Consider the following 23,002-nt stretch of genomic DNA (forward strand, 5'->3'; position numbering starts at 1 on the left):
GAAATGCTCAGCATTTTTCTTTTGGTCATCTTTTTAGTATAAGGTTTACACGCGGACAACTACTGTCCAGCTTATTGAAAACGAGGAATAACATGCGCATAAAAGTCTGTGCAGGGATTGTAGGTGCAGCATTGCTGCTGGCGGGTTGTAGCACCAGCAATGAGCTGACGGCAGCGGGCCAGAGCGTTCGCTTTGTGGAAGATAAGCCGGGCAGCGAATGCCAGCTGTTAGGCACCGCCTCTGGCGAGCAAAGCAACTGGATGTCAGGGCAGCACGGCGAGGAGGGCGGCTCTATGCGCGGTGCGGCCAATGCCCTGCGTAATCAGGCTGCGGCAATGGGCGGCAACGTGATTTACGGGGTGAGCAGCCCGACGCAGGGTATGCTGTCCAGCTTTGTGCCAACCGCCAGCCAGATGAACGGCCAGGTCTATAAGTGCCCGAACTGATATAACATTTTGATGGCGCTGCCGCTTTACCTGTAGGCAGGTAAGCGTAGCGCCACCTGCTTTTTTTACTGCTGCCGCAGCTGCAAATCCAGCGGCGTCTTACTCGGCTCTCCGCCAATCTCACGTGCCAGCTTCGGCACCATATAACCTGAAACCAGCGTTAACAGCTCGCGCATAATCTTCCGGGCCTCTTCATCCGTCACCATGAAGTGCGCCGCGCCCTGGACGCGATCCAGAACATGCAGGTAATAGGGCATTACGCCCGCATCAAATAAGGCATTGCTGAGATCGGCCAACACGTGGGCGCTGTCGTTCACGCCGCGCAGTAATACGCTCTGGTTGAGCAGCGTCACGCCTGCCATTCGCATACGCGTCATCGCCGCACGAAAGTCCGCGTCAATTTCATTTGCATGGTTGATATGGTTTACCAGCAGCACCTGTAAACGGGACTGCTCCAGGCGCGTGACCAGGGCGTCGGTGATACGCGCCGGGATGACGATCGGTAAACGGCTGTGAATGCGCAGACGCTTAATGTGCGGGATGGTCTCAAGTTGAGTCAGCAGCCAGTCCAGCTCATGATCTTTTGCCATCAGCGGGTCGCCGCCGGAAAAGATGATTTCATCCAGTTCCGGGTGCGCTGCGATGTAGTCCAGCGCCACCTGCCAGTTGCGCTTATTACCCTGATTTTCGGCGTACGGGAAGTGGCGACGGAAGCAATAGCGGCAATTTACCGCGCACCCGCCCTTAACCAGCAGCAGGGCACGATTGCGGTATTTATGCAGTAAACCCGGTACAACACTGTTCTGCTCTTCCAGCGGATCGGTGCTGTATCCGGGGGCGGTAATAAACTCATCCTGAGAGGTCAGCGTTTGTTTTAATAATGGATCATCAGGGTTACCCTTTTCCATTCGGGCAACAAACGCGCGGGGAACGCGCAGGGCGAAAAGGCGCTTCGCCTCACGGCCTGCACGCAACGCTTCGTGCTGTTCGAGGTCTAAAAGACGCAGCAATTCATCAGGACTGGTGATTACATCGGCAAGTTGCGATAACCAATCTTCTCTGGACGGGGTGTTTAGGGTTACAATATGCGCCATTTTGTGGCTTAGCTACCAGTTAACAAATTTAGAGGGCCTTATGGCAACGTACTATAGCAACGATTTTCGTGCTGGTCTTAAAATCATGATGGACGGCGAACCGTACGCGGTTGAAGCCAGCGAATTCGTTAAACCAGGTAAAGGCCAGGCATTTGCGCGCGTTAAGCTGCGCCGCCTGCTGACCGGTACCCGTGTTGAGAAAACCTTCAAATCTACTGACTCCGCTGAAGGCGCTGATGTTGTCGATATGAACCTGACTTACCTGTACAACGACGGTGAGTTCTGGCACTTCATGAACAACGAAACCTTCGAGCAGCTGTCTGCGGACGCGAAAGCGATTGGCGACAACGCCAAGTGGCTGCTGGATCAGGCTGAGTGCATCGTGACCCTGTGGAACGGTCAGCCTATCGCGGTTACGCCGCCGAACTTCGTTGAGCTGGAAATCGTTGAAACCGATCCAGGTCTGAAAGGTGATACCGCAGGTACTGGCGGCAAGCCTGCCACCCTGTCTACCGGCGCTGTGGTTAAAGTGCCACTGTTCGTACAGATCGGTGAAGTGATCAAAGTGGATACCCGCTCCGGCGAATACGTATCCCGCGTGAAGTAATTTACGTCATGATGTAAGGCGCAGCGCCCGCTGCGCCTGATTTTGCAGGCAGGGAAGATGAAACGTACCGTTAAAATTCTGCTTCTGTTAGCGCTCTCCAGCGCAATTCTCTCCGGCTGCAACACCGCGCGTGGCGTGGGTGAAGATATCCAGGATCTCGGCCATATCATTTCCCATGCGGCCAGCTAATTCCGTCTAATTTTCCTAAAAATTCTTCCTTTTCCGTCAAACGGCAAGATTTTGTCTATTCTTAAGTTGCTATACACAAAATAACTTTGGCTATAAAAGGAAGATATTATGGTTAAGAAAACAATTGCAGCGATCTTTTCTGTTCTGGTGCTTTCTTCGGTACTGACTGCATGTAACACCACCCGTGGCGTAGGGGAAGATATCTCCGACGGTGGTAGCGCGATTTCTGGCGCAGCAACTAAAGCTCAGAACTAATGTAAGCGACGGTACGGCAAGTTATTACACCGTACCGTCAATTCTCCACTTCCTGTAGCGATAAAAACGGCGAGTAGCGCGTATCCATATGCAGCTTCATGCGGATATTGCGTTTGTACGTATATACCGTTTTTCCGTTAATGCGAAGATTGCTGGCAATTTTCTGGTTGCTCGCACCATCCATCCACAAGGTCAGAACTCTTTCTTCCTGACGCGTCAGCAACGGTGCCGCCATTTTCGGTAGCTCCGCGCTCGCGCATGACGTTAGCGCATCGTTTATCACCGCCGCCAGTGCTTCCAGATCGGTATTTTTGGAGAGCGAAGACCATATCGGGAACTGCGCCAGATAATCAGTCATATCCTGCTCCTGCCCTGATTGAAGCATAATAAAAGGCAGTGTTTCGCTGGCAATTAGCAGGGAGGAAAGCTGCTGAAAATGGTGTAAATCCTGCCGGAAGCCAGATAAATCAGCGATGACCAGCGCAGGTTTCCATTGCAGGATATGCTCTCTGGCGAGGAAAAGATTATTTACCCCGGTTACGACGAAATGACCCGAAAACAGGTCTGAATGATTGACCCAGGCTTCAAATCCCGCGCGGGTGAAGTGACAACGGTCAATCAAAAGAATTTTGAACATAAAATTTTCGCAGTCGGCTAGTGGTTTGGCTTCCTGCCATCAGAAAGCCTATCATCATAGAGAAGTCGGATGAGTCATAAATGCCTGAACTACGTGCCTTACTGAGGCTATTTCTTGCTTTAAGGTGTTCAGCAGAAAAAGTTTGAAAAAAAATTCCACGCTAACCAAAATATAAGGCGCAACTTCTGCCTTGCGGGACGACCCGTAAGCGCTTCACTCATCGGGGACGGCCCCAACTTGCCTTTAAGTTAAGGAGCCTGAAATGTCCTGGATCGTTCTTGTTATTGCTGGTTTGCTCGAAGTGGTATGGGCAATTGGTCTGAAGTACACCCACGGTTTTACCCGCCTGACGCCCAGCGTCATCACTATCGCCGCAATGATTGTCAGTATCGTCATGCTGTCATGGGCGATGCGAACCTTACCCGTCGGCACAGCTTACGCTGTCTGGACGGGAATTGGCGCGGTAGGGGCTGCCATTACCGGCATTCTGCTGCTGGGGGAGTCTGCGAGTCTGGCGCGCATCGCCAGCCTCGCGTTGATTGTCGCGGGTATCATCGGGTTAAAACTCAGTACGCACTAATGCGGCTGTTTTACCCAGATTAACTTCGTCACATCAAACCCTTGCCGGGTCGCTATGTCCAGCATCTGCTGTTTCATTTCCGCCGAGATCGTTGGCGTGCGTGAGAGGAGCCACAGATAGTTGCGATCCGGCCCACAGACCAGCGCGTGGCGGTACTCTCTGTCCAGCGCAATGACGTTATACCCGCCGTAGTATGGGCCGATGAAAGAGGCTTTCATGGCCGCGCGGTTAGATGCGCCGGTGAAATAGGCCTGACCAACTGACTGCTGCCACATCTGGCGATCCGGGTTATAGCCGCGGTTAATGACCCGGATCCCGCCGTCATCCATCGCGCTGTAGCTGACCGTGACTTTTTCTAAGCCCCGTTCGAACTGATGGTCCAGTCGGGCGATTTCATACCAGGTGCCGAGGAAGCGCTGTGCGTCGAAATTACTGACTACCGTGACGCCAGGCGGAGGAGTAGGGGAACTGCAAGCAACCACTAAAAACGCGGCTGTTACTGCGGCAATAACAGGCAGAATGCGCATAGGAGTTTCCTTACTGTTTTTTGTTAAGTGTAGATGACAGCAGGGAAAATGCGGGAGATTGTGCAGGGTGTTTTGCCGGGTGGCGGCTTCGCCTTACCCGGCCTACAAAGTTCATGCGTTGTGTAGACCGGGTAAGCGCAGCGCCACCCGCAATGTTTTACTGTAGCGCGTCGAGGATATGGTATGCCGCCTCAACGCGTGCCGGGTTCGGATAGCTTTTATTCGCGAGCATCACAATACCGATCTGCTTTTCAGGAATAAAGGCCACGTAGCTGCCAAACCCGCCAGTAGAGCCCGTTTTATGGACCCAGGACGCTTCGACCGGGGGAGCCGGTGGATTCACTTCTGCCACGGGCAGCGGTGCCAGCGCCACCTTACTGTCGCTGCCCTCGATCACCGTGTTGGCCTCCACGGGCCAGTTGAGCATCTCCCAGCCCAGACCCTGATACATTGACCCGATACGCCAGTAGCGCGACTGCGCCAGCGAGATGCCCTGCTTAAGTGAGGCATCAGCAACCTTCTCCGGCGCCATGTTTGCCATGACCCAGTTCGCCATATCCTGCACGTTGGTTTTCACGCCATAGGCTTGTGCATCCAGCATTCCCGGCGAAACGCGCACCGCTTTACCGTCACGATAGCCCCAGGCGTAATGCGCCTCTTCCGCTTTCGGAACGTTAATCCAGGTATGGTCCAGCTTGAGCGGCTTAAGGACCCGCGTCGTCATGGCCTGCTCATAGCCCATGCCGGAAGGTTTGACCGCCAGCGCGCCAAAAAGACCGATACTGGCGTTGGCGTAAAGACGCGTTGTGCCAGGCTTCCACTGCGGCTGCCAGTTTTGATAAAAGCGCAGCAGGGCGGCATTATCCGTGACCTCATCCGGTACCTGTAGCGGCAGGCCGCCAGCGGTGTAGGTTGCGAGATCCAGCATACGAATCCCCTGCCACTGCTTGCCCGTCAGCTGTGGCCAGTATCTGGTCACCGGATCGTCCAGCGAAATTTCACCGCGAGCAATGGCATCCCCTCCTAAAACCCCGGTGAAGGTTTTACTTATAGAACCCAGCTCGAACAGAGTCTGAGGCGTAACGGGTTTATTAGCCGCGATATCGGCTTTGCCAAACGTGTAATAGTGCGGTTTACCCTGATAAATAACGGCCACCGCCATGCCTGGAATCGACTGGGCTTTCATCAGCGGGGTAACCGTATTCGCGACCACCTCCGCCAGCTGTTTTTCTGACACTGGCGCGGCGAGAGCAGAGCAAGAGATGCCGAGCAGCAGGGCGCAGCAAAGAGATTTTTTCATCATCAGTAATCTTCCGTAATAGCGAGTCAAGGGGATGTCCGGGCCCGTCAGACAGGCGTAGTCTGTTGGATTTGACTGTGCCTGACAAACGGTTAAATTTAGCATTAGCTGTTAATTTTTCTAACGGAAGAGACCATGACGCGAAGCTATCTCCCCCTCAATTCGCTTCGAGCCTTTGAAGCCGCCGCGAGACATCTCAGCTTTACGCATGCGGCCATTGAGCTGAACGTGACCCATTCAGCCATTAGCCAGCATGTGAAAACGCTGGAGCAGCACCTGAACTGTCAGCTGTTCGTTCGCGTGTCGCGCGGGCTGATGTTGACTACCGAGGGAGAAAACTTACTGCCGGTACTGAATGATTCGTTCGATCGTATAGCCGGAATGCTGGATCGCTTCGCTAACCATCGTGCGCAGGAGAAGCTGAAAATCGGCGTGGTGGGTACGTTTGCCATCGGGGTTTTATTCTCACAGCTGGACGATTTTCGCCGTGGCTATCCGCACATCGATCTTCAGCTTTCCACCCATAACAACCGCGTTGATCCGGCTGCCGAAGGGCTTGACTATACGATCCGCTACGGTGGCGGGGCGTGGCATGGCACCGAGGCTGAATTTCTTTGTCATGCGCCGCTCGCGCCGCTGTGTACGCCCGATATCGCCACCAGTCTGCACTGTCCGGCCGACATCCTCAGGTTTACGCTGCTGCGCTCCTACCGACGCGACGAGTGGACCGCGTGGATGCAGGCGGCCGGCGAGCACCCCCCTTCGCCAACGCACCGTGTGATGGTATTTGATTCATCCGTGACCATGCTGGAGGCCGCTCAGGCAGGGGTAGGTATTGCCATTGCACCTGTCGATATGTTTACCCATCTGTTAGCCAGCGAGCGCATTGTGCAGCCCTTTGCAACGCAGATTGAGCTCGGCAGTTACTGGCTTACCCGATTGCAGTCCCGGGCAGAAACGCCTGCCATGCGCGAATTTTCCCGGTGGCTGGTGGAGAAGATGAAAAAGTAAAAAGCCCGCCGGATGGCGGGCCTGTTCAGTCAGATGGTGACCACGGCAATCAACGTGACGACCGTCAGAATGGTCGCCAGACCGTAGAAGACCCATTTACCGCTTGGCACATGGATTTTCAGATCGTGCATCGCATGGTGGATACGGTGCAGACCACACCACAGCGGCAGGACGATCATCAGGAAGATGAACACCCGGCCAATAAAGCTGCTCGCAAAGGCCAGTACGCGCTCATAGCTCAGCGCATCGCCCGGAAACAGCCCCAGCGGCAGCATAATACCGACCAGCAGGATAATGACCGGGGCAATAATGGCGCTCCACATGCCGCCTGCGCCAAACAGCCCCCAGAAGACCGGCTCATCTGAACGTTTTGGATTTGGATTGATCACAGTAGTCTCCTTACCAGAACAGTGCGACAAACAGAATGACCACAGAGACAACGGCCGTCACTGCCCAGAGCCCTTTAATAACCGGCTCTGGCCCCATTTTTTCGCCTTTTACAATGATGTTCGCTGCTTTTGGCGCCAGTTCAAACCAGGTTTTGGTATGCAGTAGCGCGGCTGCGAGCACAATCAGATTCAGAACTACGATGATTGGGTTTTGCAGGAAACCCACAAAACTGGCCCAGGCTTCCGGGCCGTGCTTGAGGGCATACACCCCGTACATCAGTTCGAGGCTGAACCAGACCGCGGGAACAGCCGTGCCTTCACGCAGCATATAGAAGCGATAAAACGGCAGTTTTTTCCACCAGGTGGACGGCATTGGTCGCACGTAGGCTTTGCGTTTAGTCGTCATCATGCACTCCTTAGCGTGGTTTCAGGGTAGCGATAAGAAAGTCTTTCGAGCTTTCCACTTTTCCCTGCTGAATGGCGGCGGCCGGGTCGACATGCTTCGGACAGACTTCGGAGCAGTAACCGACAAACGTGCAGGTCCAGACCCCGTTCTGGCCGTTAAGCTGTGCCATACGTTCTTTTTTGCCGTGGTCGCGGCTGTCCTCGTTATAGCGGTGCGCCAGGGTAATGGCGGCCGGGCCGATAAACTCAGGGTTCAGGCCAAACTGTGGACAGGCGGCGTAGCACAGGCCGCAGTTGATGCAGCCGGAAAACTGATGGTATTTCGCCATCTGCGCGGGCGTCTGGGTGTTTGGCCCCTGATCCGGCGTGCGCGGGTTGCCGATGATGTACGGCTTAATCGCTTCGAGGCTTTCGATAAAGTGGGTCATGTCGACCACCAGATCGCGCTCAATCGGGAAGTTGCCCAGCGCTTCAACCTTGATGCCCTTGGTGTAATCACGCAGGAAAGTTTTACACGCCAGCTTCGGCACTTTGTTGACCATCATGCCGCAGGAGCCGCAGATTGCCATGCGGCAGGACCAGCGGTAGCTCAGGTCCGGGGCCAGGTTATCTTTGATATAGCCGAGCGCATCCAGCAGGGAGGTTTGCTCGTCGTAAGGGACTTCATAGAAAGCGCTGTGCGGCGCGGCGTCCACTTCCGGGTTGTAGCGCACCACTTCAACTTTCAGTTTTTGCATCTCAGCCATTCGCCTTCTCCTTCTTATCGGCGGCTTCTGCTTCTGCACCGTACACGCGTTTCGCCGGTGGCAGCGTAGTGATTTTCACGTCGCTGTAGTCCAGACGGGTGGTACCATCCGCATCGCGCCAGGCGAGAGTATGTTTAAGGAAATTGACGTCGTCACGTTCGGTGCAGCCCTCATCCAGGCGCTGGTGTGCGCCGCGGGACTCTTTACGCGCCAGGGCGGAATGGGCCATACACTCTGCGACGTTCAGGCCGTGGCCCAGTTCAATGGTATAGAGCAGGTCGGTATTGAAGACGCTGGAGGTGTCGGTGATGCGCACGCGCTTGAAGCGTTCCTGGAGTTCTGCCAGCTTGTCGACGGTTTTCTGCATCAGCTCTGGCGTACGGTAGATCCCGCAGCCTTCTTCCATCGACAGCCCCATTTCGTCGCGGATCTTCGACCAGTTTTCGTTACCTTCCTGGTTCACCAGGCCTTTCAGGCGTTTTTCGATGTCTGCAACCTGCGCATCCAGCGCCGCGCTGTTAGCTTCACCTGCCGTTGCGGCACGCTCCATCGCGCGTTCGCCCGCCATGCGACCAAAGACCACCAGCTCAGCCAGCGAGTTCGAGCCCAGACGGTTTGCGCCGTGCAGACCGACGGAGGAACACTCACCCACCGCAAACAGCCCTTTGATGCGGGTTTCGCACTGCTGGTCGGTTTCGATACCGCCCATGGTGTAGTGCGCGGTTGGACGCACCGGGATCGGCTCTTTCACCGGGTCGACGCCCACATAGGCTTTCGCCAGCTCGCAGATAAACGGCAGACGCTCCAGCAGTTTCTTCTCGCCGAGATGACGCAGGTCGAGATGTACCACGTCGCCGCGCGGCGTTGAGATGGTATTGCCTTTGCGCCACTCGTGCCAGAAAGCCTGAGAGACTTTGTCGCGTGGGCCGAGTTCCATGTATTTGTTTTTCGGCTCGCCAAGCGGGGTTTCCGGACCCATGCCGTAATCCTGCAAATAGCGATAGCCGTTTTTGTTGACCAGAATACCGCCTTCGCCGCGGCAGCCTTCCGTCATCAGAATACCGGAGCCCGGCAGGCCGGTTGGGTGATACTGGACAAACTCCATATCACGCAGCGGGACGCCGTGGCTGAGCGCCATGCCCATACCGTCACCGGTGACGATGCCGCCGTTGGTGTTGTAGCGGTATACGCGGCCCGCACCGCCCGTTGCCATCACCACCGCCTTAGCGCGGATCTGGACGAGCGTGCCTTCCATCATGTTCATTGCTACCAGTCCGTGCGCATGACCGTCGTCGACCAGAATGTCGAGAACGAAATGTTCGTCAAAGCGCTGGATTTGTGGGAACTGGAGGGAGGTCTGGAACAGGGTGTGCAGCATGTGGAAGCCGGTCTTATCGGCAGCAAACCAGGTGCGTTCGATCTTCATGCCACCGAAGCGGCGGACGTTGACGCTCCCGTCCGGACGGCGGCTCCATGGACATCCCCACTGTTCCAGCTGGGTCATTTCCGTTGGGCAATGGTGCACGAAGTAATCAACGACATCCTGTTCGCAAAGCCAGTCGCCCCCTGCAACCGTGTCGTGGAAATGGTATTCGAAGCTGTCATGATCCTGCGCGACGGCGGCGGATCCTCCCTCTGCGGCTACCGTGTGGCTGCGCATCGGATAGACTTTTGAAATCAATGCGATTTTGGCGTTCGGATTGGCTTGTGCCGCAGCAATTGCAGCGCGTAATCCAGCCCCGCCAGCGCCTATTACGGCAAGATCGGCTTGAAAAGTTTGCACGACATTCCTCCAGATTTTGGTTTTCCCGCAACGTGATGAGCTAAAGGACGTTCACCTGCCCGAACGGACGATTGCGGAAGCGATTCCACTGCTCCTTTATGGGTAAAACAGTATAACCGCGTAGAAGTGAGGGAAATTTGACGTGTTCGATTTTTTTGCTGTTCTGTGCGGTGATTTATCATCGTGATTAATGAATGGCGTCACAGTATTTCTCTGTGCAATGAAAAGGGGCTTTTACTGTGCAAAATTTGTCTCTGCCCCGGCTTGCGAGTAGACTTCGTGCCCTTGTCTGAAAACGGAGAAATAACTCATGAGCGAAACGGCCACCTGGCAGCCGAGCGCATCCATTCCAAACCTGCTAAAGCGCGCAGCAATTATGGCGGAGATACGCCGCTTCTTTGCAGATCGCGGCGTCCTGGAGGTGGAAACGCCGTGCATGAGTCAGGCGACGGTCACGGATATTCATCTGGTCCCGTTTGAAACCCGTTTTGTTGGCCCAGGCCACTCTCAGGGCATGAATCTGTATCTGATGACCAGCCCGGAATACCATATGAAGCGTCTGCTGGCGGCCGGGTGTGGTCCGGTCTATCAGCTGTGCCGTAGCTTCCGTAATGAAGAGATGGGCCGACACCATAATCCGGAATTCACTATGCTGGAGTGGTACCGCCCGCACTACGACATGTATCGTCTGATGAACGAAGTCGACGATCTGCTCCAACAGGTGCTGGATTGTGCGGAAGCTGAAACGCTCTCCTATCAGCAGGCCTTCCAGCGTCATCTGGAAATTGATCCGCTGTCGGCTGATAAAACACAGCTGCGTGAAGTGGCGGCAAAACTGGATCTGAGCAACGTGGCGGATAACGAAGAGGATCGCGACACGCTGCTGCAACTGCTGTTCACCTTTGGTGTTGAACCGCAGATTGGCAAAGATCGTCCGACGTTTGTCTATCACTTCCCGGCCAGCCAGGCTTCACTGGCGCAGATCAGCACCGAAGATCACCGCGTGGCGGAGCGCTTTGAGGTGTACTTTAAAGGCATCGAGCTGGCGAACGGTTTCCATGAGCTGACCGACGCGCGCGAACAGCAACAGCGTTTCGAGCAGGATAACCGCAAGCGCAACGCGCGCGGTCTGCCGCAGCAGCCGATTGACACCAACCTGCTGGAAGCGCTTAAAGCCGGTCTGCCGGACTGCTCCGGCGTGGCGCTGGGTGTGGATCGCCTGGTCATGCTGGCGCTGGGCGCAGAACAACTGGGCGATGTGATTGCCTTTACGGTCGATCGCGCATAAAGGATTGCCGGGTGGCGCTGTCGCTTACCCGGCCTACTTGGTCATTTAACTCTGCCACATTAAAAACTACTATCTTCTCTATGCACGGGTCTTTTTCTTAATTTGACTCGGATAGACACAATATTTGTCTGGTCATCTGCTACCATCCGCGCAGTTTAATTCCGTTTCGGATGGTTATATGTCTCACTCACTCAAAAAAATGACCCTTACCGGGCTCATCCTGATGATTTTTACGTCAGTTTTTGGCTTTGCCAATAGCCCGTCCGCGTTTTATCTGATGGGCTACAGCGCGACGCCGTTTTATATCGTTTCCGCGCTGTTCTTCTTTATTCCGTTTGCGCTAATGATGGCGGAGATGGGGTCGGCGTACAGGAAAGAAGAAGGCGGCATCTATTCGTGGATGAACAACAGCGTCGGTCCGCGTTATGCGTTTATCGGTACGTTCATGTGGTTTTCATCCTATGTCGTCTGGATGGTCAGCACGGCGGCCAAGGTCTGGGTGCCGTTCTCAACGTTTCTCTTCGGTGCGGATAAAACGCAGGTCTGGTCTCTGGCGGGGCTGAGTTCCACACAGGTGGTCGGTATTCTGGCGGTGTGCTGGATGGTGGTTGTCACGCTTGTGGCCTCGAAAGGCATCAACAAAATTGCCCGTATCACTGCCGTTGGCGGAATTTCCGTGATGTGCCTGAACCTGGTGCTGCTGCTGGTCAGTATCGCTATTCTGTGCCTGAACGGCGGGCATTTCGCACAGGAAGTCAACTTCGTTTCATCGCCTAATCCGGGTTACCAGTCCGGGCTGGCCATGCTCTCCTTCGTGGTGTTTGCCATCTTTGCTTACGGTGGAATTGAAGCCGTGGGCGGGCTGGTCGATAAAACCGAAAACCCGGAAAAGAACTTTGCCAAAGGCATTATCTTTGCCGCCATCGTCATTTCCATTGGCTACTCGCTGGCGATTTTCCTCTGGGGCGTCAGCACCAACTGGCAGCAGGTACTGAGCAATAACACCACCAACCTCGGCAACATTACCTACGTGTTGATGAAAAGCCTGGGGGTGACGCTGGGCAACGCCATGGATCTCGCGCCGGAAACGTCGGCCACCCTGGGGATCTGGTTTGCGCGGATTACCGGTTTGTCGATGTTCCTCGCCTATACTGGCGCGTTCTTCACGCTGATCTACTCGCCGCTGAAAGCGATTATTCAGGGGACGCCAAAGGCGCTGTGGCCCGCACGTATGACGCAGCTGAATGCTGCCGGTATGCCTGCCAACGCGATGTGGATGCAGTGCCTGCTGGTGTGCGTGTTCATTCTGCTGGTGTCCTTTGGCGGCGATACCGCGTCGGCGTTCTATAACAAGCTGACCCTGATGGCAAACGTATCGATGACGCTTCCGTACCTATTCCTGGCGCTGGCGTTCCCGTTCTTTAAGGCGAAGCGGGATCTGGAGCGACCGTTTGTGATCTTCAAAACCCGCGTGGCGACGCTGCTGGCGACCACTGTTGTGGTGCTGGTCGTCGCGTTCGCCAACATCTTTACCGTCATTCAGCCCGTGGTTGAGGCAAATGACTGGAGCAGCACGCTGTGGATGGTTGGCGGACCGATCTTCTTCTCGCTGCTGGCAATGGGGATTTATGAGAACTACCGCCGCCGCATGATGACCTGCGTGGCAGGAGTGGCATAGCGGATGAAAAAACCCCTCCCGGAAGGGAGGGGGAAATGGATTATAAACTTCCCGCCGGGCGCGAACGCGCCGCAGACGTCAACGTTCTTCCCGTCTTACGTCCGTCCAGCGTTTCCAGACGCATCTGGAAAGGTGGGAACGGCATATCAATTCCGTGCTCGCGGAAGCCAGCCAGGATCAGCTGGTGGATCTCATGGCGCAGCGGCATACGGTGTCCCATCTCGGCGGCGTAGATACGCAGCTCGAAAATCTGGATCCCCTGCTGCAAATCAACCAGGAAGACTTCCGGCGGCGGGTTGTCGATTACCAGCGAACAGCGTTCAGCAGCCGTATACAGGATCTGCGTCACCTCTTCGCTGTTGGCATCCGACGGAGCGGGTACGGTCAGCACCACACGCGTGACGGAGTCAGACAGCGACCAGTTGATAAACTGCTCGGTGATAAACGCTTTGTTCGGGACGATGATCTCTTTACGGTCCCAGTCGCTGATGGTGGTGGCGCGGGTGTTGATCCTGGTGACGCTGCCGGTCAGATCGCGGATGGTCACCGTATCGCCAATTCGAATCGGCTTTTCAAACAGAATGATCAGACCCGAGACGAAGTTGGCAAAGATCTCCTGTAAACCAAAGCCCAGGCCTACGGTCAGGGCGGCAACCAGCCATTGCAGTTTTGACCATTCGATACCAATCATCGAGAAGCCAACCAGCCCACCAAACAGCATGATTAAATACTTGGTAATGGTGGTGATCGCATAGCCTGTGCCGGGGGTTAAATCCAGATGCTGCAACAGCGCCAGCTCCAGCAGGGCAGGGAAGTTACGGATCAGCTGCGTGGTGATAATGAGTACCAGAATCGCAATCAGCACGGCCCCTAAGGTGATGGGCTCCAGGCTTTCGACCCCCTGCACCGTCGACGTCACATCCCACAAAGAGATGTTCTCCAGGAAGCCAAACGCAGAGTGGATTTCCGACCACAGGAAGATCACCGACAGCAGGGCAACCAGCATCAGAATTGAGCGTACCAGCCGCAGGGACTGGGTACTGATCGCATCGAGATCCAGTTCGACGTCATCGGCGTCTGAAGTCCCTTCGGTGCTGTTGACGTGGTTCGGCTCTTCCTCACCCCGCGCGCGCTGAGCCAGTATTTCTGCGCGACGATGTTTGGCACGGTCAAACGCCAGACGACGACGCTGGATCAGCATGCCGCGGCGAATTACATGGTAGACCACCAGCAGCAGGAACCAGATAGCTACTGACGTTTCCAGCCGTGCGAGCAGCGCCTGCGATGTGGCGAGATAACCGACAGCCGCCGCCAGCATCGCCGCCAGCGGCGCGCTAAGCAGCAGGTTCCACAGCAGACGGTTAAACATGTTATCGCCACTGCCGGACTTGTCGAGATAAAGCGGGATCCCGGCGCGCTTCAGGCTGAGCGTCACTACCGCTAATGCCCCGCAGATCAGCATAAAGCACAGCCGTCCCAGCGAGCCGGAGAACTCCCGGTCATTGAGATTATCGAACATGATCAGCGCCATAATTAGCGGCACAATCAGCCCGATGCTCATCAGGTAATAGCGCATCGCCCGCGCCACGCGATTACGCGGCCAGCCAAAGTGAGCGATGAACAGACCATTTGGCCGCGCAAACGTGGCGCAAATCATCACCACCCACAGCAGCGGAACGGTGGCGGTCACGCCATCGCCAATTGCGACGGCAAGCGGATAGGGCCAGGCTTCACGCAGGCCGTATCCGAGCGTCATCCACAGCACCGGCAGCGGAGACGCGACCAGAATTGACCAGAACACTGTACGCAGCGTCAGCCAGAAGTGATCCTGTGTCACTTTCCCCACCCGGGCGCTGGAGCGCTCAAGGAAACGGGTGAAGTGGCGACGGGAATAAATACTGAAACCCACCAGAATCAGTGCCCCCAGCAGCGGGAAGATGGTCTCCTTACTGGTGAGCATCATCACGCTGGCGAGACCCAGCTGGCTGAAGGTGTCCAGCGAAATGAGGCGGCGCAGATCCTGCACGATCTCAATCGGCCAGGCGAAGGTCATCGGCCGCACGTCGGATGTCCAGAACAGGTAACGGTGCGTGGCTTCGTTGACCTCTTTCAGCGCGTCCTCCAGCTGGCTGTTTGAGACTTTCAGCTTGGTGAGCTCGAGGATCAGCGTATCGCCCCCCTGCAACAGGGAATTGAGCAGTTCGCGTTGGGTGCGCAGCTGCGCTTCCAGAATACGGCTTTGCTCGCCGGTGAGCGGCTGTCCGTCAGCCTGACGGATTTGGCGGATTTGCGGCTGCTTATTAAGAAGGTCTTCATAATGAAGACGCTGAACGCGCAGCTGCGCCATCTCCGTATCAAGCTGCTGCGGTTTTGGCATCTCTGGCAGACGAGCCACCTGTGCGCGTAACGCTTCGCCCAACAGGTTTGATGAGCCAAGCCACTGGGACTGTTCACGCAGCGTGTTGAGAGCCTGACGAACCTGGAGGGTTTGATTAGTGGCCTGACGCTGCTGCGAGGCCACCAAATCCATGCGCTGCGCCTGCTGATTCAGCGCGGCAGAAAGCTCGCGGTTAACCTTAAACTGGGCGACGATGCTGTCGGGCAGGTTAGCGCTGTTTTCGGCCAACAACTCGGTGCTTTCCAGCGCACGTTCAGCTTCACGCTGACGCTGGCTGTTGAGTTGATTTCTCAGCGCCTGGAGATACGCATCCAGCTGTTCGCTCTGCTTCTGCGCCAGTTCCGAACGCATCCGCGACAGCTCCTGGCGGTTGTTAGCAGAAAGCTGTGCCAGCTCCAGTTCATCAACCAGCGCTTTTAGTCTGGCGGATTCCGCCTGTAGCCCAAGATTTTGGGCCTGATTCTGCGGGGTGTTGCCGGTCTGCGTCCCAATGCGGCGTTCCACCTCATTTAACTGACGGCGGGCATCGGTTTGCTGCTGTGGAAGCTGACTGAGAGAGTCGGCAATTTCACGCGCCCGTTCCTGCTCCTGCTGTGCCAGACGGCTTTTTTCCAGCAGCTGGCTGCTGACTTGCAGGATCTCCTGATTCAGCGCCTCGGACGTCATCCCTGCGGGTACCTGGCGTGGTTCATCACGCAGGCTGTTTAACTGCGAGCGCAGGGTCTGAGAGAGTTTGGGGAAGTTGTCGATAACCTGCTGATATTGCTGGGCGCGCTCAAGAGAACCCTTTCGTTCCTCAAGTGCGTTCAGTGCAGACTGGAGCGACTCAACGGCCTCCGGCTGAGCGGGTTTCGCCGCTTTTGCCTGCTCCAGCTCCTGGGTTATCTGTTTGGCGTCGGGGGCCGTCGCTGCGTACGCCCCCATGCTGAGGCACCAGGCCATCAGTAATACGATAATCGGGCGCACGTCAGCGATCCTTCTGTTGTTAACCTTCGTCTTTTTTGTCGTCAACCAGCGGGCTGGCATCGTGCTCGGCTTTGATCTCTTCTTCCGGCAACGGGGCTGGCGCAACGTCTGGCGTTGCAAAGACCTCCGTCGATACTGCCAGAGGCTGGCCGAGTTTGGTCACGGACAGGCTTTCCAGCTCGTCGACAAGGTTAACTTTGCCCGGTGCGAACAGGTTGATTACCGTTGAGCCCAGCTTGAAGCGGCCCATCTCCTGACCTTTCAGCAGGGCCACAGAACCTTCTTCTTCCCCGGCAGGCCAGGTCCAGCGCTTGATCACGCCTTCGCGTGGCGGCGTAATGGTGCCCGCCCAGACGGTTTCGATGCTGCCCACAATGGTAGCACCTACCAGAATCTGCGCCATTGGGCCAAATTCAGTATCAAACAGGCAGATGACGCGCTCGTTACGGGCAAACAGGTTAGGGACGTTTTGCGCCGTCAGGTGGTTTACAGAGAACAGATCCCCCGGCACGTAGATCATCTCGCGCAGGATGCCGTTACACGGCATATGAACGCGGTGGTAGTCGCGTGGGGAGAGATAGGTGGTCGCGAAAGTCCCGTTGCGGAACAGATCCGCCATTATGTAGTTACCGGCCAGCAGCGCTTCCAGGCTGTAGTTATGGCCTTTCGCCTGCAAAATTTTGTCGTCTTCAATTTTACCCAGCTGGCTGATCACGCCGTCAGCAGGCATCACCAGCACGTTCGGGTCGGTATTCAGCGGGCGCACTTCGTCGCGCAGCGGACGCACAAAAAATTCGTTGAAGGTGCGGTAGCTTGCCGTATCCGGCTTCTGCGCTTCTTTCATGTCGACCTTGTAGTATTTCACGAACAGGTCGATGACCAGTTTGGTCAGCCAGCCCGCTCGTTTGCTCGCGCCCCAGCCCGCCAGGCGAGTGAGCCACAGTTTAGGCAGAATGTATTGAAGCGAAAGTTTAAATGAGTTTAACAAGGTAGCCTCCAGGCCATTGTTTTGTCGTTCCTGATCCGGCAGTACGCTGCCGGAACCTGAAAAAAGGGGACGATTTTAGCGACGCTTAGCTTAGTTGTCAGTTATCAGAATCAGAAAAGTTTTTACGCGTTTTTACCTGGTCCATGCTTTCGAGAATACGATGGTAATTTTCGAAACGGGTTTCCGCTATTTCACCGTTCTCCACCGCTTCGCGGATGGCGCAGCCCGGATCGTTGTCATGTTTACAGTCGCGGTATTTGCAAGCGCCTATATAGTCATGGAATTCGACAAATCCGTTAAAGATTTGTTCCGGCTCGAGATGCCAGAGACCAAATTCACGCACACCCGGGGAGTCAATCACATCGCCGCCGTGCGGGAAGTGATAGAGACGTGAGGCGGTGGTGGTGTGCTGGCCCAGCCCGGAGACGTCCGACACATCGTTGGTCAGGATTTCTTGCTGAAGGCCGAGCAGGTTGTTAAGCAGGCTCGATTTACCCACGCCAGACTGCCCTGCAAAGATACTGATGCGGTCGGTCAGCGCATCTTCTAACGGCTTCAGGCCATCTTTGGTGCGGCTGGAAACCATCAAAACGCGATAACCAATATTGCGATAGATATCCATCTGCTCATTCACAAAGGCCATGGCCTCGTCATCCAGCAGATCGATTTTATTCAGCACGATGAGCGGCTCAACCTGTAGCGTTTCGCAGGCCACCAGGTAACGGTCAATAATGTTGAGCGAAAGTTCGGGTAAAATCGCTGAAACGATCACGATCTGGTTGATATTGGCGGCAATGGGCTTTACGCCGTCGTAGAAATCAGGACGGGTCAGAACCGACGTGCGTTCATGCACGGCTTCAACGATACCTTTAACCGTTACCCCTTCCGCAGCCGCTTTGCCTGGACGCCAGACCACGCGGTCACCGGTCACCAGGGAACGGATGGTGCGACGGATATTGCAACGGTGGATGTCCCCGTCGGCAGACTCGACATCGGCATGCATACCGAAGCGGCTAATCACCACGCCTTCCGTCGCTTCGCCAAACAGGTTGTCGTCGTAATCGGGCTTCTCCGTAGTGGTTTTAAGACGGCGCTGGTGATTTGCATTCACGCGGCGCTGCTGCCCTTTGGAGAGTTTATTTTTACTCAATCGCGCTGGCTCCTGGTCGCCCATAGCGGGCAAAACCTCTATGATACACTCTAATTAATACTAGTTAACCTGCTACTGCCGGTTAAGCGAGAAGGGTGGAAAATAACATGAGCGCGGACGAAAACAACCTGATTTGGATCGATCTGGAGATGACCGGCCTGGATCCCGAGCGCGATCGCATTATTGAGATCGCCACACTGGTCACCGATGCTAACCTCAATATTCTGGCGGAAGGCCCAACGATTGCCGTGCACCAGTCCGATGACCAGCTTGCGCTGATGGATGAGTGGAACGTGCGTACCCATACTGGCAGCGGGCTGGTGGAACGCGTGAAGGCCAGCACTCTGGGCGACCGCGAAGCGGAGCTGGCGACGCTTGAGTTTCTGAAGCAGTGGGTGCCGGCAGGAAAATCGCCTATCTGTGGCAACAGCATTGGGCAGGATCGTCGTTTCCTGTTTAAGTACATGCCGGAGCTGGAGTCCTACTTCCACTACCGCTATCTGGATGTGAGCACCTTAAAAGAGCTGGCCCGCCGCTGGAAACCGGAAATTCTCGACGGCTTCACAAAGCAGGGGACGCACCAGGCAATGGACGACATCCGTGAGTCTGTTGCGGAGCTGGCGTACTATCGCGAAAACTTTATTAAGCTTTAATTTTGCGATCCGGCGCCTTGCCTGGCCGGGTTTTTGTCGCTAAATTGTTCAGCTTGCCGATTAAATAAGCACTTGAACTGAATTTCAAAAAAATCGCTTTGAGGGGGGTTGCAGCTAAACGGATTTCTCGTATAATGCGCCTCCCGTAACGACAGAGAATTACACGTTACGACAGCAACAAAAGCAGTACAGATTTGCGGGAATAGCTCAGTTGGTAGAGCACGACCTTGCCAAGGTCGGGGTCGCGAGTTCGAGTCTCGTTTCCCGCTCCAAAATTTGAAAAGTATCGCAAGATACGCCAGCACCAGAACACCCAAGCGGGAATAGCTCAGTTGGTAGAGCACGACCTTGCCAAGGTCGGGGTCGCGAGTTCGAGTCTCGTTTCCCGCTCCAAAATTTGAAAGTATCGCAAGATACGCACAGCACCAGAATACCCAAGCGGGAATAGCTCAGTTGGTAGAGCACGACCTTGCCAAGGTCGGGGTCGCGAGTTCGAGTCTCGTTTCCCGCTCCAAATTCTTCTTCTTTCCTAAATTATCCACAGCGAAATGCTTCGTTGGGGACGTTTTCTATTGTATCTGAAACACTCTTGTAAACAGAGTTATCCACAGAAACTGTGATAAATCCCAGTTGTACAAAATGTTAGCAGGGTGAATAATATCTTCGTAATTAAATGTAATCTATGAAGAAAATTTGATTTCAAAATGTTATTGAGATCACTTGACCTGTTTGCTAGACCTTATTGCGCCTGAATTCTTATTTTTATTCACAGCCTGTGAATATATCACACATCCCGTGGCAGCCCTTTTTCAATCACCCTGACCAGGCGCTGTTTCTTCGGTAACTGCACTTCAACCACGCCGGCATTTCGCTTCTCAATTTGCTGCGCAATCGCCCATTCTATGTGCTCATCAAGAAGTGGGTGCTCACCTCTGCGGCTTTCAAGCGCCTGAAGATTGGCTTCATCCCATGGGGCATTACCCAGCGCAACGGCCACATTACGCAGCCAGCGCAGGTGGCCGATACGACGTATGGCGGAACCTTCCGTCACCTTCAGGAACCAGGCTTCGCTCCAGGCGAACAGTTCGATCAACTGCGGGGCATGTAACGCCTTGCGGGGACTGAAGTCTTCTTCGTCCGTCAACTGTGAATAACGGTTCCACGGACAAATCAGTTGGCAGTCATCACAGCCGTAGATGCGGTTGCCAATAAGCGGACGAAATTCCTCTGGAATAGCACCTTCCAGCTCGATAGTGAGATAAGAGATACAGCGGCGCGCATCAACGGTATAGGGTTCAACGATAGCGCCCGTTGGGCAGATGGTCATACAGGCCACGCAGCGGCCACACCCTTCTTCCACCGGACCGTCTACCGGCAGGGGTAAATCAATCAACAATTCACCCAGGAAAAAGAATGAGCCCGCGTCGCGGCTTAAGATAAGTGAGTGCTTACCTGTCCAGCCAAGCCCGGCTTTTTCGGCGATCGGGCGCTCAAGAATAGGCGCAGAATCGACAAAGGGTCTAAAATTCAGCGAAACACAGTGCTGCTGAATGGTTTCCCCGAGCTTTTTTAGACGGTTGCGCAGAAGTTTATGGTAATCACGTCCCAGCGCGTATCGGCTGACGTAACCCAGCGAAGGATTTTTTAGCGTACGCGCAAAGGCCGCGTTAGCGGGCAGATAGTTCATGCGTACGCTAATGACGCGCAGCGTACCCGGCAACAGCTCGTGGGGGCGGGCACGCATCATACCGTGGCGCGCCATCCACTCCATCTCGCCGTGGTATTGTTTATCCAGCCATGCCTGTAGCTTAGGCTCGCTGGCAGAGAGGTCGGTATCGGTAATACCGACCTTCTGGAAGCCCAGTTCAGCACCCCACTGTTTTATTTTTTGCGCTAATTCACTGAGATCGAGGGGCTGTGACATGACGGACCATACTGTGAAGAAAAACCCCGCAAGTATACCACATTCCATCTGGCATGCGGATGACCTCCGTCGGGCCGAAAAAGAGGCCGCAGACAGCCTCGGCATTACCCTTTATGAACTGATGCAGCGCGCGGGCGAGGCGGCGTTTAACGTGGCGCGCACGGCTTATCCGGATGCCTCGCACTACCTGATTCTGTGCGGGCACGGCAATAACGGTGGCGATGGCTATGTGGTGGCTCGTCTTGCGGTGGCGGCGGGGCTGCGCGTTACCCTGCTGGCGCTGGAGAGCGACAAGCCGCTACCGGAAGAGGCTGGCATGGCGAGAGAGGCCTGGCTGAATGCGGGGGGCATTATTCATGCGCCTGATATTATCTGGCCCGAGGATGTCGACGTGATTGTTGATGGTCTGCTGGGGACGGGGCTGATGCGCGCGCCTCGCGATGACGTCGCCGCGCTGATTACCCACGCTAATGCGCACCCCGCCCCGGTGGTGGCGCTGGATATTCCCTCCGGCCTGATGGCGCAAACCGGCGCGACGCCGGGCGTGTCGATTGAGGCTGCGCACACCGTGACCTTTATCGCCCTGAAGCCGGGTTTGCTTACCGGTAAAGCGCGGGATGTCGTGGGGACGTTACATCACAACGCACTGGGGCTGGAAAACTGGCTGGCTGGACAGGATACCCACATCACCCGCTTTTATGCCTCCCTGCTTGCTCAGTGGCTGCCTCCACGCCGCCCCACATCCCATAAGGGTGATCATGGCCGGCTGCTGATTATCGGTGGCGATCATGGCACGGCAGGTGCGATTCGCATGACAGGAGAGGCCGCGTTACGCAGCGGTGCCGGATTAGTACGCGTGCTGACCCGCAGCGAAAACATTCCGCCGATTATTACCGCGCGGCCGGAGCTGATGGTCCACGAGCTTGCCCCACAGGCGATTGAAGAGGGTCTTGAGTGGGCGGACGTGGTAGTCATTGGTCCGGGCCTGGGTCAGCAGGAGTGGGGTAAACAGGCCCTGCAAAAGGCCGAGAATTTTCGTAAGCCGATGCTCTGGGATGCCGACGCGCTTAACCTTCTGGCAATAAACCCGGATACGCGTCACAATCGCATTCTGACGCCACACCCCGGCGAAGCCGCACGGCTGCTTAACTGTAGCGTGGCAGAAATTGAAAGCGATCGCTTACTTTCAGCCCAACGTCTGGTAAAACGTTACGGAGGTGTTGTCGTTTTGAAAGGGGCGGGGACCGTTATTGCCAGCGATGATGCGATGGGCATCGTTGATGCCGGTAATGCAGGCATGGCGAGCGGCGGCATGGGTGATGTGCTCTCTGGCATCATTGGCGCATTGCTCGGACAGAAACTTCCCCTTTATGATGCAGCCTGTGCTGGCTGCGTGGCCCACGGTGCGGCGGCTGACAGGCTGGCTGCTCGTTACGGAACGCGCGGTATGCTGGCCACCGATCTTTTTTGCACGCTGCGGCGTGTTGTTAACCCGGATGTGATTGACGTAGAAAATGACTAATCGAGCGATTCCTTTACCTGATGAACAAGCCACTTTAGATCTCGGCAAGCGCGTGGCGCAGGCCTGTCAGGGGGCGACCGTCATTTATCTGTATGGTGATTTAGGCGCGGGTAAAACAACCTTCAGCCGTGGTTTTTTGCAGGCGTTAGGCCATAACGGGAACGTAAAAAGCCCGACTTATACGCTAGTAGAACCGTACACGCTTGAAAATATCATGGTGTACCACTTTGATTTATATCGTCTTGCGGATCCTGAGGAGCTGGAATTTATGGGGATCCGCGATTACTTTGCCAACGACGCCATTTGCCTGGTGGAGTGGCCGCAACAAGGTGCGGGTGTGCTGCCTGACCCGGATGTCGAAATTCACTTGGATTATCAGGCACAAGGGCGTGAGGCGCGCATCAGTGCGGTTTCCTCATCAGGCTGTTCCTTACTGGCGCGTTTAGCCGGTTGAGCGTAGGGATAA

At 55.5% G+C, this 23,002-nt stretch carries 23 protein-coding genes and 3 tRNA genes; 14 read left to right on the forward strand and 12 right to left on the reverse strand.

The window, feature by feature from the left end; all coding sequences use genetic code 11:
* Positions 1–92: 92 nt before the first annotated feature.
* On the forward strand, positions 93–446 hold the full coding sequence (locus tag HWQ15_RS10415; RefSeq protein ID WP_022646802.1) for a DUF4156 domain-containing protein: 354 nt from the start codon (positions 93–95) through the stop codon (positions 444–446).
* 65 nt (positions 447–511) lie between these two features.
* Here the strand turns inward: HWQ15_RS10415 and epmB are convergent, their stop codons facing one another.
* Positions 512–1,540 (reverse strand): EF-P beta-lysylation protein EpmB, encoded by a 1,029-nt coding sequence (gene epmB / locus HWQ15_RS10420; protein WP_022646803.1) that lies wholly within the window; start codon positions 1,538–1,540, stop codon positions 512–514.
* Between the two features lie 40 nt (positions 1,541–1,580).
* On the opposite strand from epmB, the gene efp reads away from it, so the two are divergent.
* The 3 genes from efp (at position 1,581) to ecnB (ending at position 2,591) form a co-directional block, all read left to right on the forward strand.
* Positions 1,581–2,147 carry an elongation factor P gene (gene efp, locus HWQ15_RS10425; RefSeq protein WP_003855940.1) on the forward strand — a complete coding sequence of 189 codons (567 nt, stop codon included), beginning with the start codon at positions 1,581–1,583 and terminating at the stop codon, positions 2,145–2,147.
* Between the two features lie 57 nt (positions 2,148–2,204).
* On the forward strand, positions 2,205–2,336 hold the full coding sequence (locus HWQ15_RS10430; protein WP_006810410.1) for an entericidin A/B family lipoprotein: 132 nt from the start codon (positions 2,205–2,207) through the stop codon (positions 2,334–2,336).
* A 108-nt stretch (positions 2,337–2,444) separates the two neighbouring features.
* Positions 2,445–2,591, forward strand: coding sequence for a lipoprotein toxin entericidin B (ecnB, locus tag HWQ15_RS10435; RefSeq protein WP_006178941.1), 147 nt, complete (start codon positions 2,445–2,447; stop codon positions 2,589–2,591).
* A 37-nt stretch (positions 2,592–2,628) separates the two neighbouring features.
* Here the strand turns inward: ecnB and HWQ15_RS10440 are convergent, their stop codons facing one another.
* Positions 2,629–3,228 (reverse strand): LuxR C-terminal-related transcriptional regulator, encoded by a 600-nt coding sequence (locus HWQ15_RS10440; RefSeq protein ID WP_063148798.1) that lies wholly within the window; start codon positions 3,226–3,228, stop codon positions 2,629–2,631.
* A gap of 262 nt (positions 3,229–3,490) precedes the next feature.
* Between HWQ15_RS10440 and sugE the strand changes: the two genes are divergently transcribed.
* The gene (gene sugE / locus HWQ15_RS10445) at positions 3,491–3,808 is read left to right on the forward strand and encodes a quaternary ammonium compound efflux SMR transporter SugE (protein ID WP_015572453.1); all 318 of its coding nucleotides are present in this window, start codon (positions 3,491–3,493) and stop codon (positions 3,806–3,808) included.
* Here the strand turns inward: sugE and HWQ15_RS10450 are convergent.
* Both HWQ15_RS10450 and blaACT read right to left on the reverse strand, forming a co-directional pair.
* The gene (locus tag HWQ15_RS10450; RefSeq protein WP_032625173.1) at positions 3,805–4,335 is read right to left on the reverse strand and encodes a lipocalin family protein; all 531 of its coding nucleotides are present in this window, start codon (positions 4,333–4,335) and stop codon (positions 3,805–3,807) included. The genes sugE and HWQ15_RS10450 overlap by 4 nt on opposite strands.
* Positions 4,336–4,492: 157 nt before the next feature.
* A complete protein-coding gene (gene blaACT, locus HWQ15_RS10455) occupies positions 4,493–5,638 on the reverse strand; it encodes an ACT family cephalosporin-hydrolyzing class C beta-lactamase (RefSeq protein ID WP_063148799.1) in 1,146 nt (381 codons plus the stop codon).
* 132 nt (positions 5,639–5,770) lie between these two features.
* On the opposite strand from blaACT, the gene ampR reads away from it, so the two are divergent.
* Positions 5,771–6,646 carry a LysR family transcriptional regulator AmpR gene (gene ampR / locus HWQ15_RS10460; protein ID WP_048965660.1) on the forward strand — a complete coding sequence of 292 codons (876 nt, stop codon included), beginning with the start codon at positions 5,771–5,773 and terminating at the stop codon, positions 6,644–6,646.
* 29 nt (positions 6,647–6,675) lie between these two features.
* Here ampR and frdD read toward each other — a convergent pair whose 3' ends face one another.
* Genes frdD through frdA form a run of 4 tightly spaced genes read right to left on the reverse strand, consistent with a single transcriptional unit; the run spans position 6,676 to position 9,969 of the window.
* Positions 6,676–7,035, reverse strand: coding sequence for a fumarate reductase subunit FrdD (frdD, locus tag HWQ15_RS10465; RefSeq protein ID WP_000609653.1), 360 nt, complete (start codon positions 7,033–7,035; stop codon positions 6,676–6,678).
* A 10-nt stretch (positions 7,036–7,045) separates the two neighbouring features.
* Complete coding sequence (frdC, locus tag HWQ15_RS10470; protein ID WP_003855953.1) at positions 7,046–7,441, reverse strand: fumarate reductase subunit FrdC; 396 nt, start codon at positions 7,439–7,441, stop codon at positions 7,046–7,048.
* A 10-nt stretch (positions 7,442–7,451) separates the two neighbouring features.
* Entirely contained in the window at positions 7,452–8,186 is a 735-nt protein-coding gene (locus HWQ15_RS10475; RefSeq protein WP_022646809.1) for a succinate dehydrogenase/fumarate reductase iron-sulfur subunit, read from the reverse strand.
* A complete protein-coding gene (gene frdA / locus HWQ15_RS10480; protein ID WP_023305293.1) occupies positions 8,179–9,969 on the reverse strand; it encodes a fumarate reductase (quinol) flavoprotein subunit in 1,791 nt (596 codons plus the stop codon). The genes HWQ15_RS10475 and frdA overlap by 8 nt, the downstream gene beginning before the upstream one ends.
* A gap of 310 nt (positions 9,970–10,279) precedes the next feature.
* Here frdA and epmA point away from each other — a divergent pair, with 310 nt between their 5' ends.
* Both epmA and yjeM read left to right on the forward strand, forming a co-directional pair.
* Complete coding sequence (gene epmA, locus HWQ15_RS10485) at positions 10,280–11,257, forward strand: elongation factor P--(R)-beta-lysine ligase (RefSeq protein ID WP_003855960.1); 978 nt, start codon at positions 10,280–10,282, stop codon at positions 11,255–11,257.
* A gap of 178 nt (positions 11,258–11,435) precedes the next feature.
* Positions 11,436–12,935, forward strand: a complete 1,500-nt coding sequence (yjeM, locus tag HWQ15_RS10490) for a glutamate/gamma-aminobutyrate family transporter YjeM (protein ID WP_063148800.1) — start codon at positions 11,436–11,438, stop codon at positions 12,933–12,935.
* Positions 12,936–12,975: 40 nt separating this feature from the next.
* On the opposite strand, the gene mscM is transcribed toward yjeM, so the two are convergent.
* From mscM to rsgA, 3 genes are all read right to left on the reverse strand, one after another.
* Positions 12,976–16,299: a miniconductance mechanosensitive channel MscM gene (gene mscM / locus HWQ15_RS10495; RefSeq protein ID WP_022646812.1), complete on the reverse strand. Its 3,324-nt coding sequence runs from the start codon at positions 16,297–16,299 to the stop codon at positions 12,976–12,978.
* Positions 16,300–16,318: 19 nt separating this feature from the next.
* Positions 16,319–17,287 carry an archaetidylserine decarboxylase gene (gene asd, locus HWQ15_RS10500; protein ID WP_022646813.1) on the reverse strand — a complete coding sequence of 323 codons (969 nt, stop codon included), beginning with the start codon at positions 17,285–17,287 and terminating at the stop codon, positions 16,319–16,321.
* A gap of 97 nt (positions 17,288–17,384) precedes the next feature.
* A complete protein-coding gene (rsgA, locus tag HWQ15_RS10505) occupies positions 17,385–18,437 on the reverse strand; it encodes a small ribosomal subunit biogenesis GTPase RsgA (RefSeq protein WP_072202591.1) in 1,053 nt (350 codons plus the stop codon).
* 107 nt (positions 18,438–18,544) lie between these two features.
* Here rsgA and orn point away from each other — a divergent pair, with 107 nt between their 5' ends.
* From orn to HWQ15_RS10525, 4 genes are all read left to right on the forward strand, one after another.
* On the forward strand, positions 18,545–19,090 hold the full coding sequence (gene orn, locus HWQ15_RS10510) for an oligoribonuclease (protein ID WP_003855965.1): 546 nt from the start codon (positions 18,545–18,547) through the stop codon (positions 19,088–19,090).
* A 196-nt stretch (positions 19,091–19,286) separates the two neighbouring features.
* Positions 19,287–19,362: transfer RNA gene (locus HWQ15_RS10515), tRNA-Gly, on the forward strand.
* Between the two features lie 45 nt (positions 19,363–19,407).
* A tRNA-Gly gene (locus tag HWQ15_RS10520) sits at positions 19,408–19,483 on the forward strand.
* Positions 19,484–19,528: 45 nt separating this feature from the next.
* Positions 19,529–19,604, forward strand: a tRNA-Gly gene (locus HWQ15_RS10525).
* A gap of 270 nt (positions 19,605–19,874) precedes the next feature.
* Here HWQ15_RS10525 and queG read toward each other — a convergent pair.
* Entirely contained in the window at positions 19,875–21,014 is a 1,140-nt protein-coding gene (gene queG, locus HWQ15_RS10530) for a tRNA epoxyqueuosine(34) reductase QueG (RefSeq protein ID WP_063148801.1), read from the reverse strand.
* On the opposite strand from queG, the gene nnr reads away from it, so the two are divergent.
* Positions 21,013–22,536, forward strand: coding sequence for a bifunctional ADP-dependent NAD(P)H-hydrate dehydratase/NAD(P)H-hydrate epimerase (gene nnr / locus HWQ15_RS10535; RefSeq protein WP_063148802.1), 1,524 nt, complete (start codon positions 21,013–21,015; stop codon positions 22,534–22,536). The two genes, queG and nnr, sit on opposite strands and share 2 nt — an antisense overlap.
* On the forward strand, positions 22,529–22,990 hold the full coding sequence (gene tsaE / locus HWQ15_RS10540) for a tRNA (adenosine(37)-N6)-threonylcarbamoyltransferase complex ATPase subunit type 1 TsaE (protein ID WP_003855970.1): 462 nt from the start codon (positions 22,529–22,531) through the stop codon (positions 22,988–22,990). Before nnr ends, tsaE begins: the two co-directional genes overlap by 8 nt.
* The last annotated feature ends 12 nt before the right edge of the window (positions 22,991–23,002 follow it).

Origin of the sequence: Enterobacter sp. DSM 30060 (assembly GCF_013375955.1) — a bacterium.
GTDB lineage: Bacteria > Pseudomonadota > Gammaproteobacteria > Enterobacterales > Enterobacteriaceae > Enterobacter > Enterobacter intestinihominis.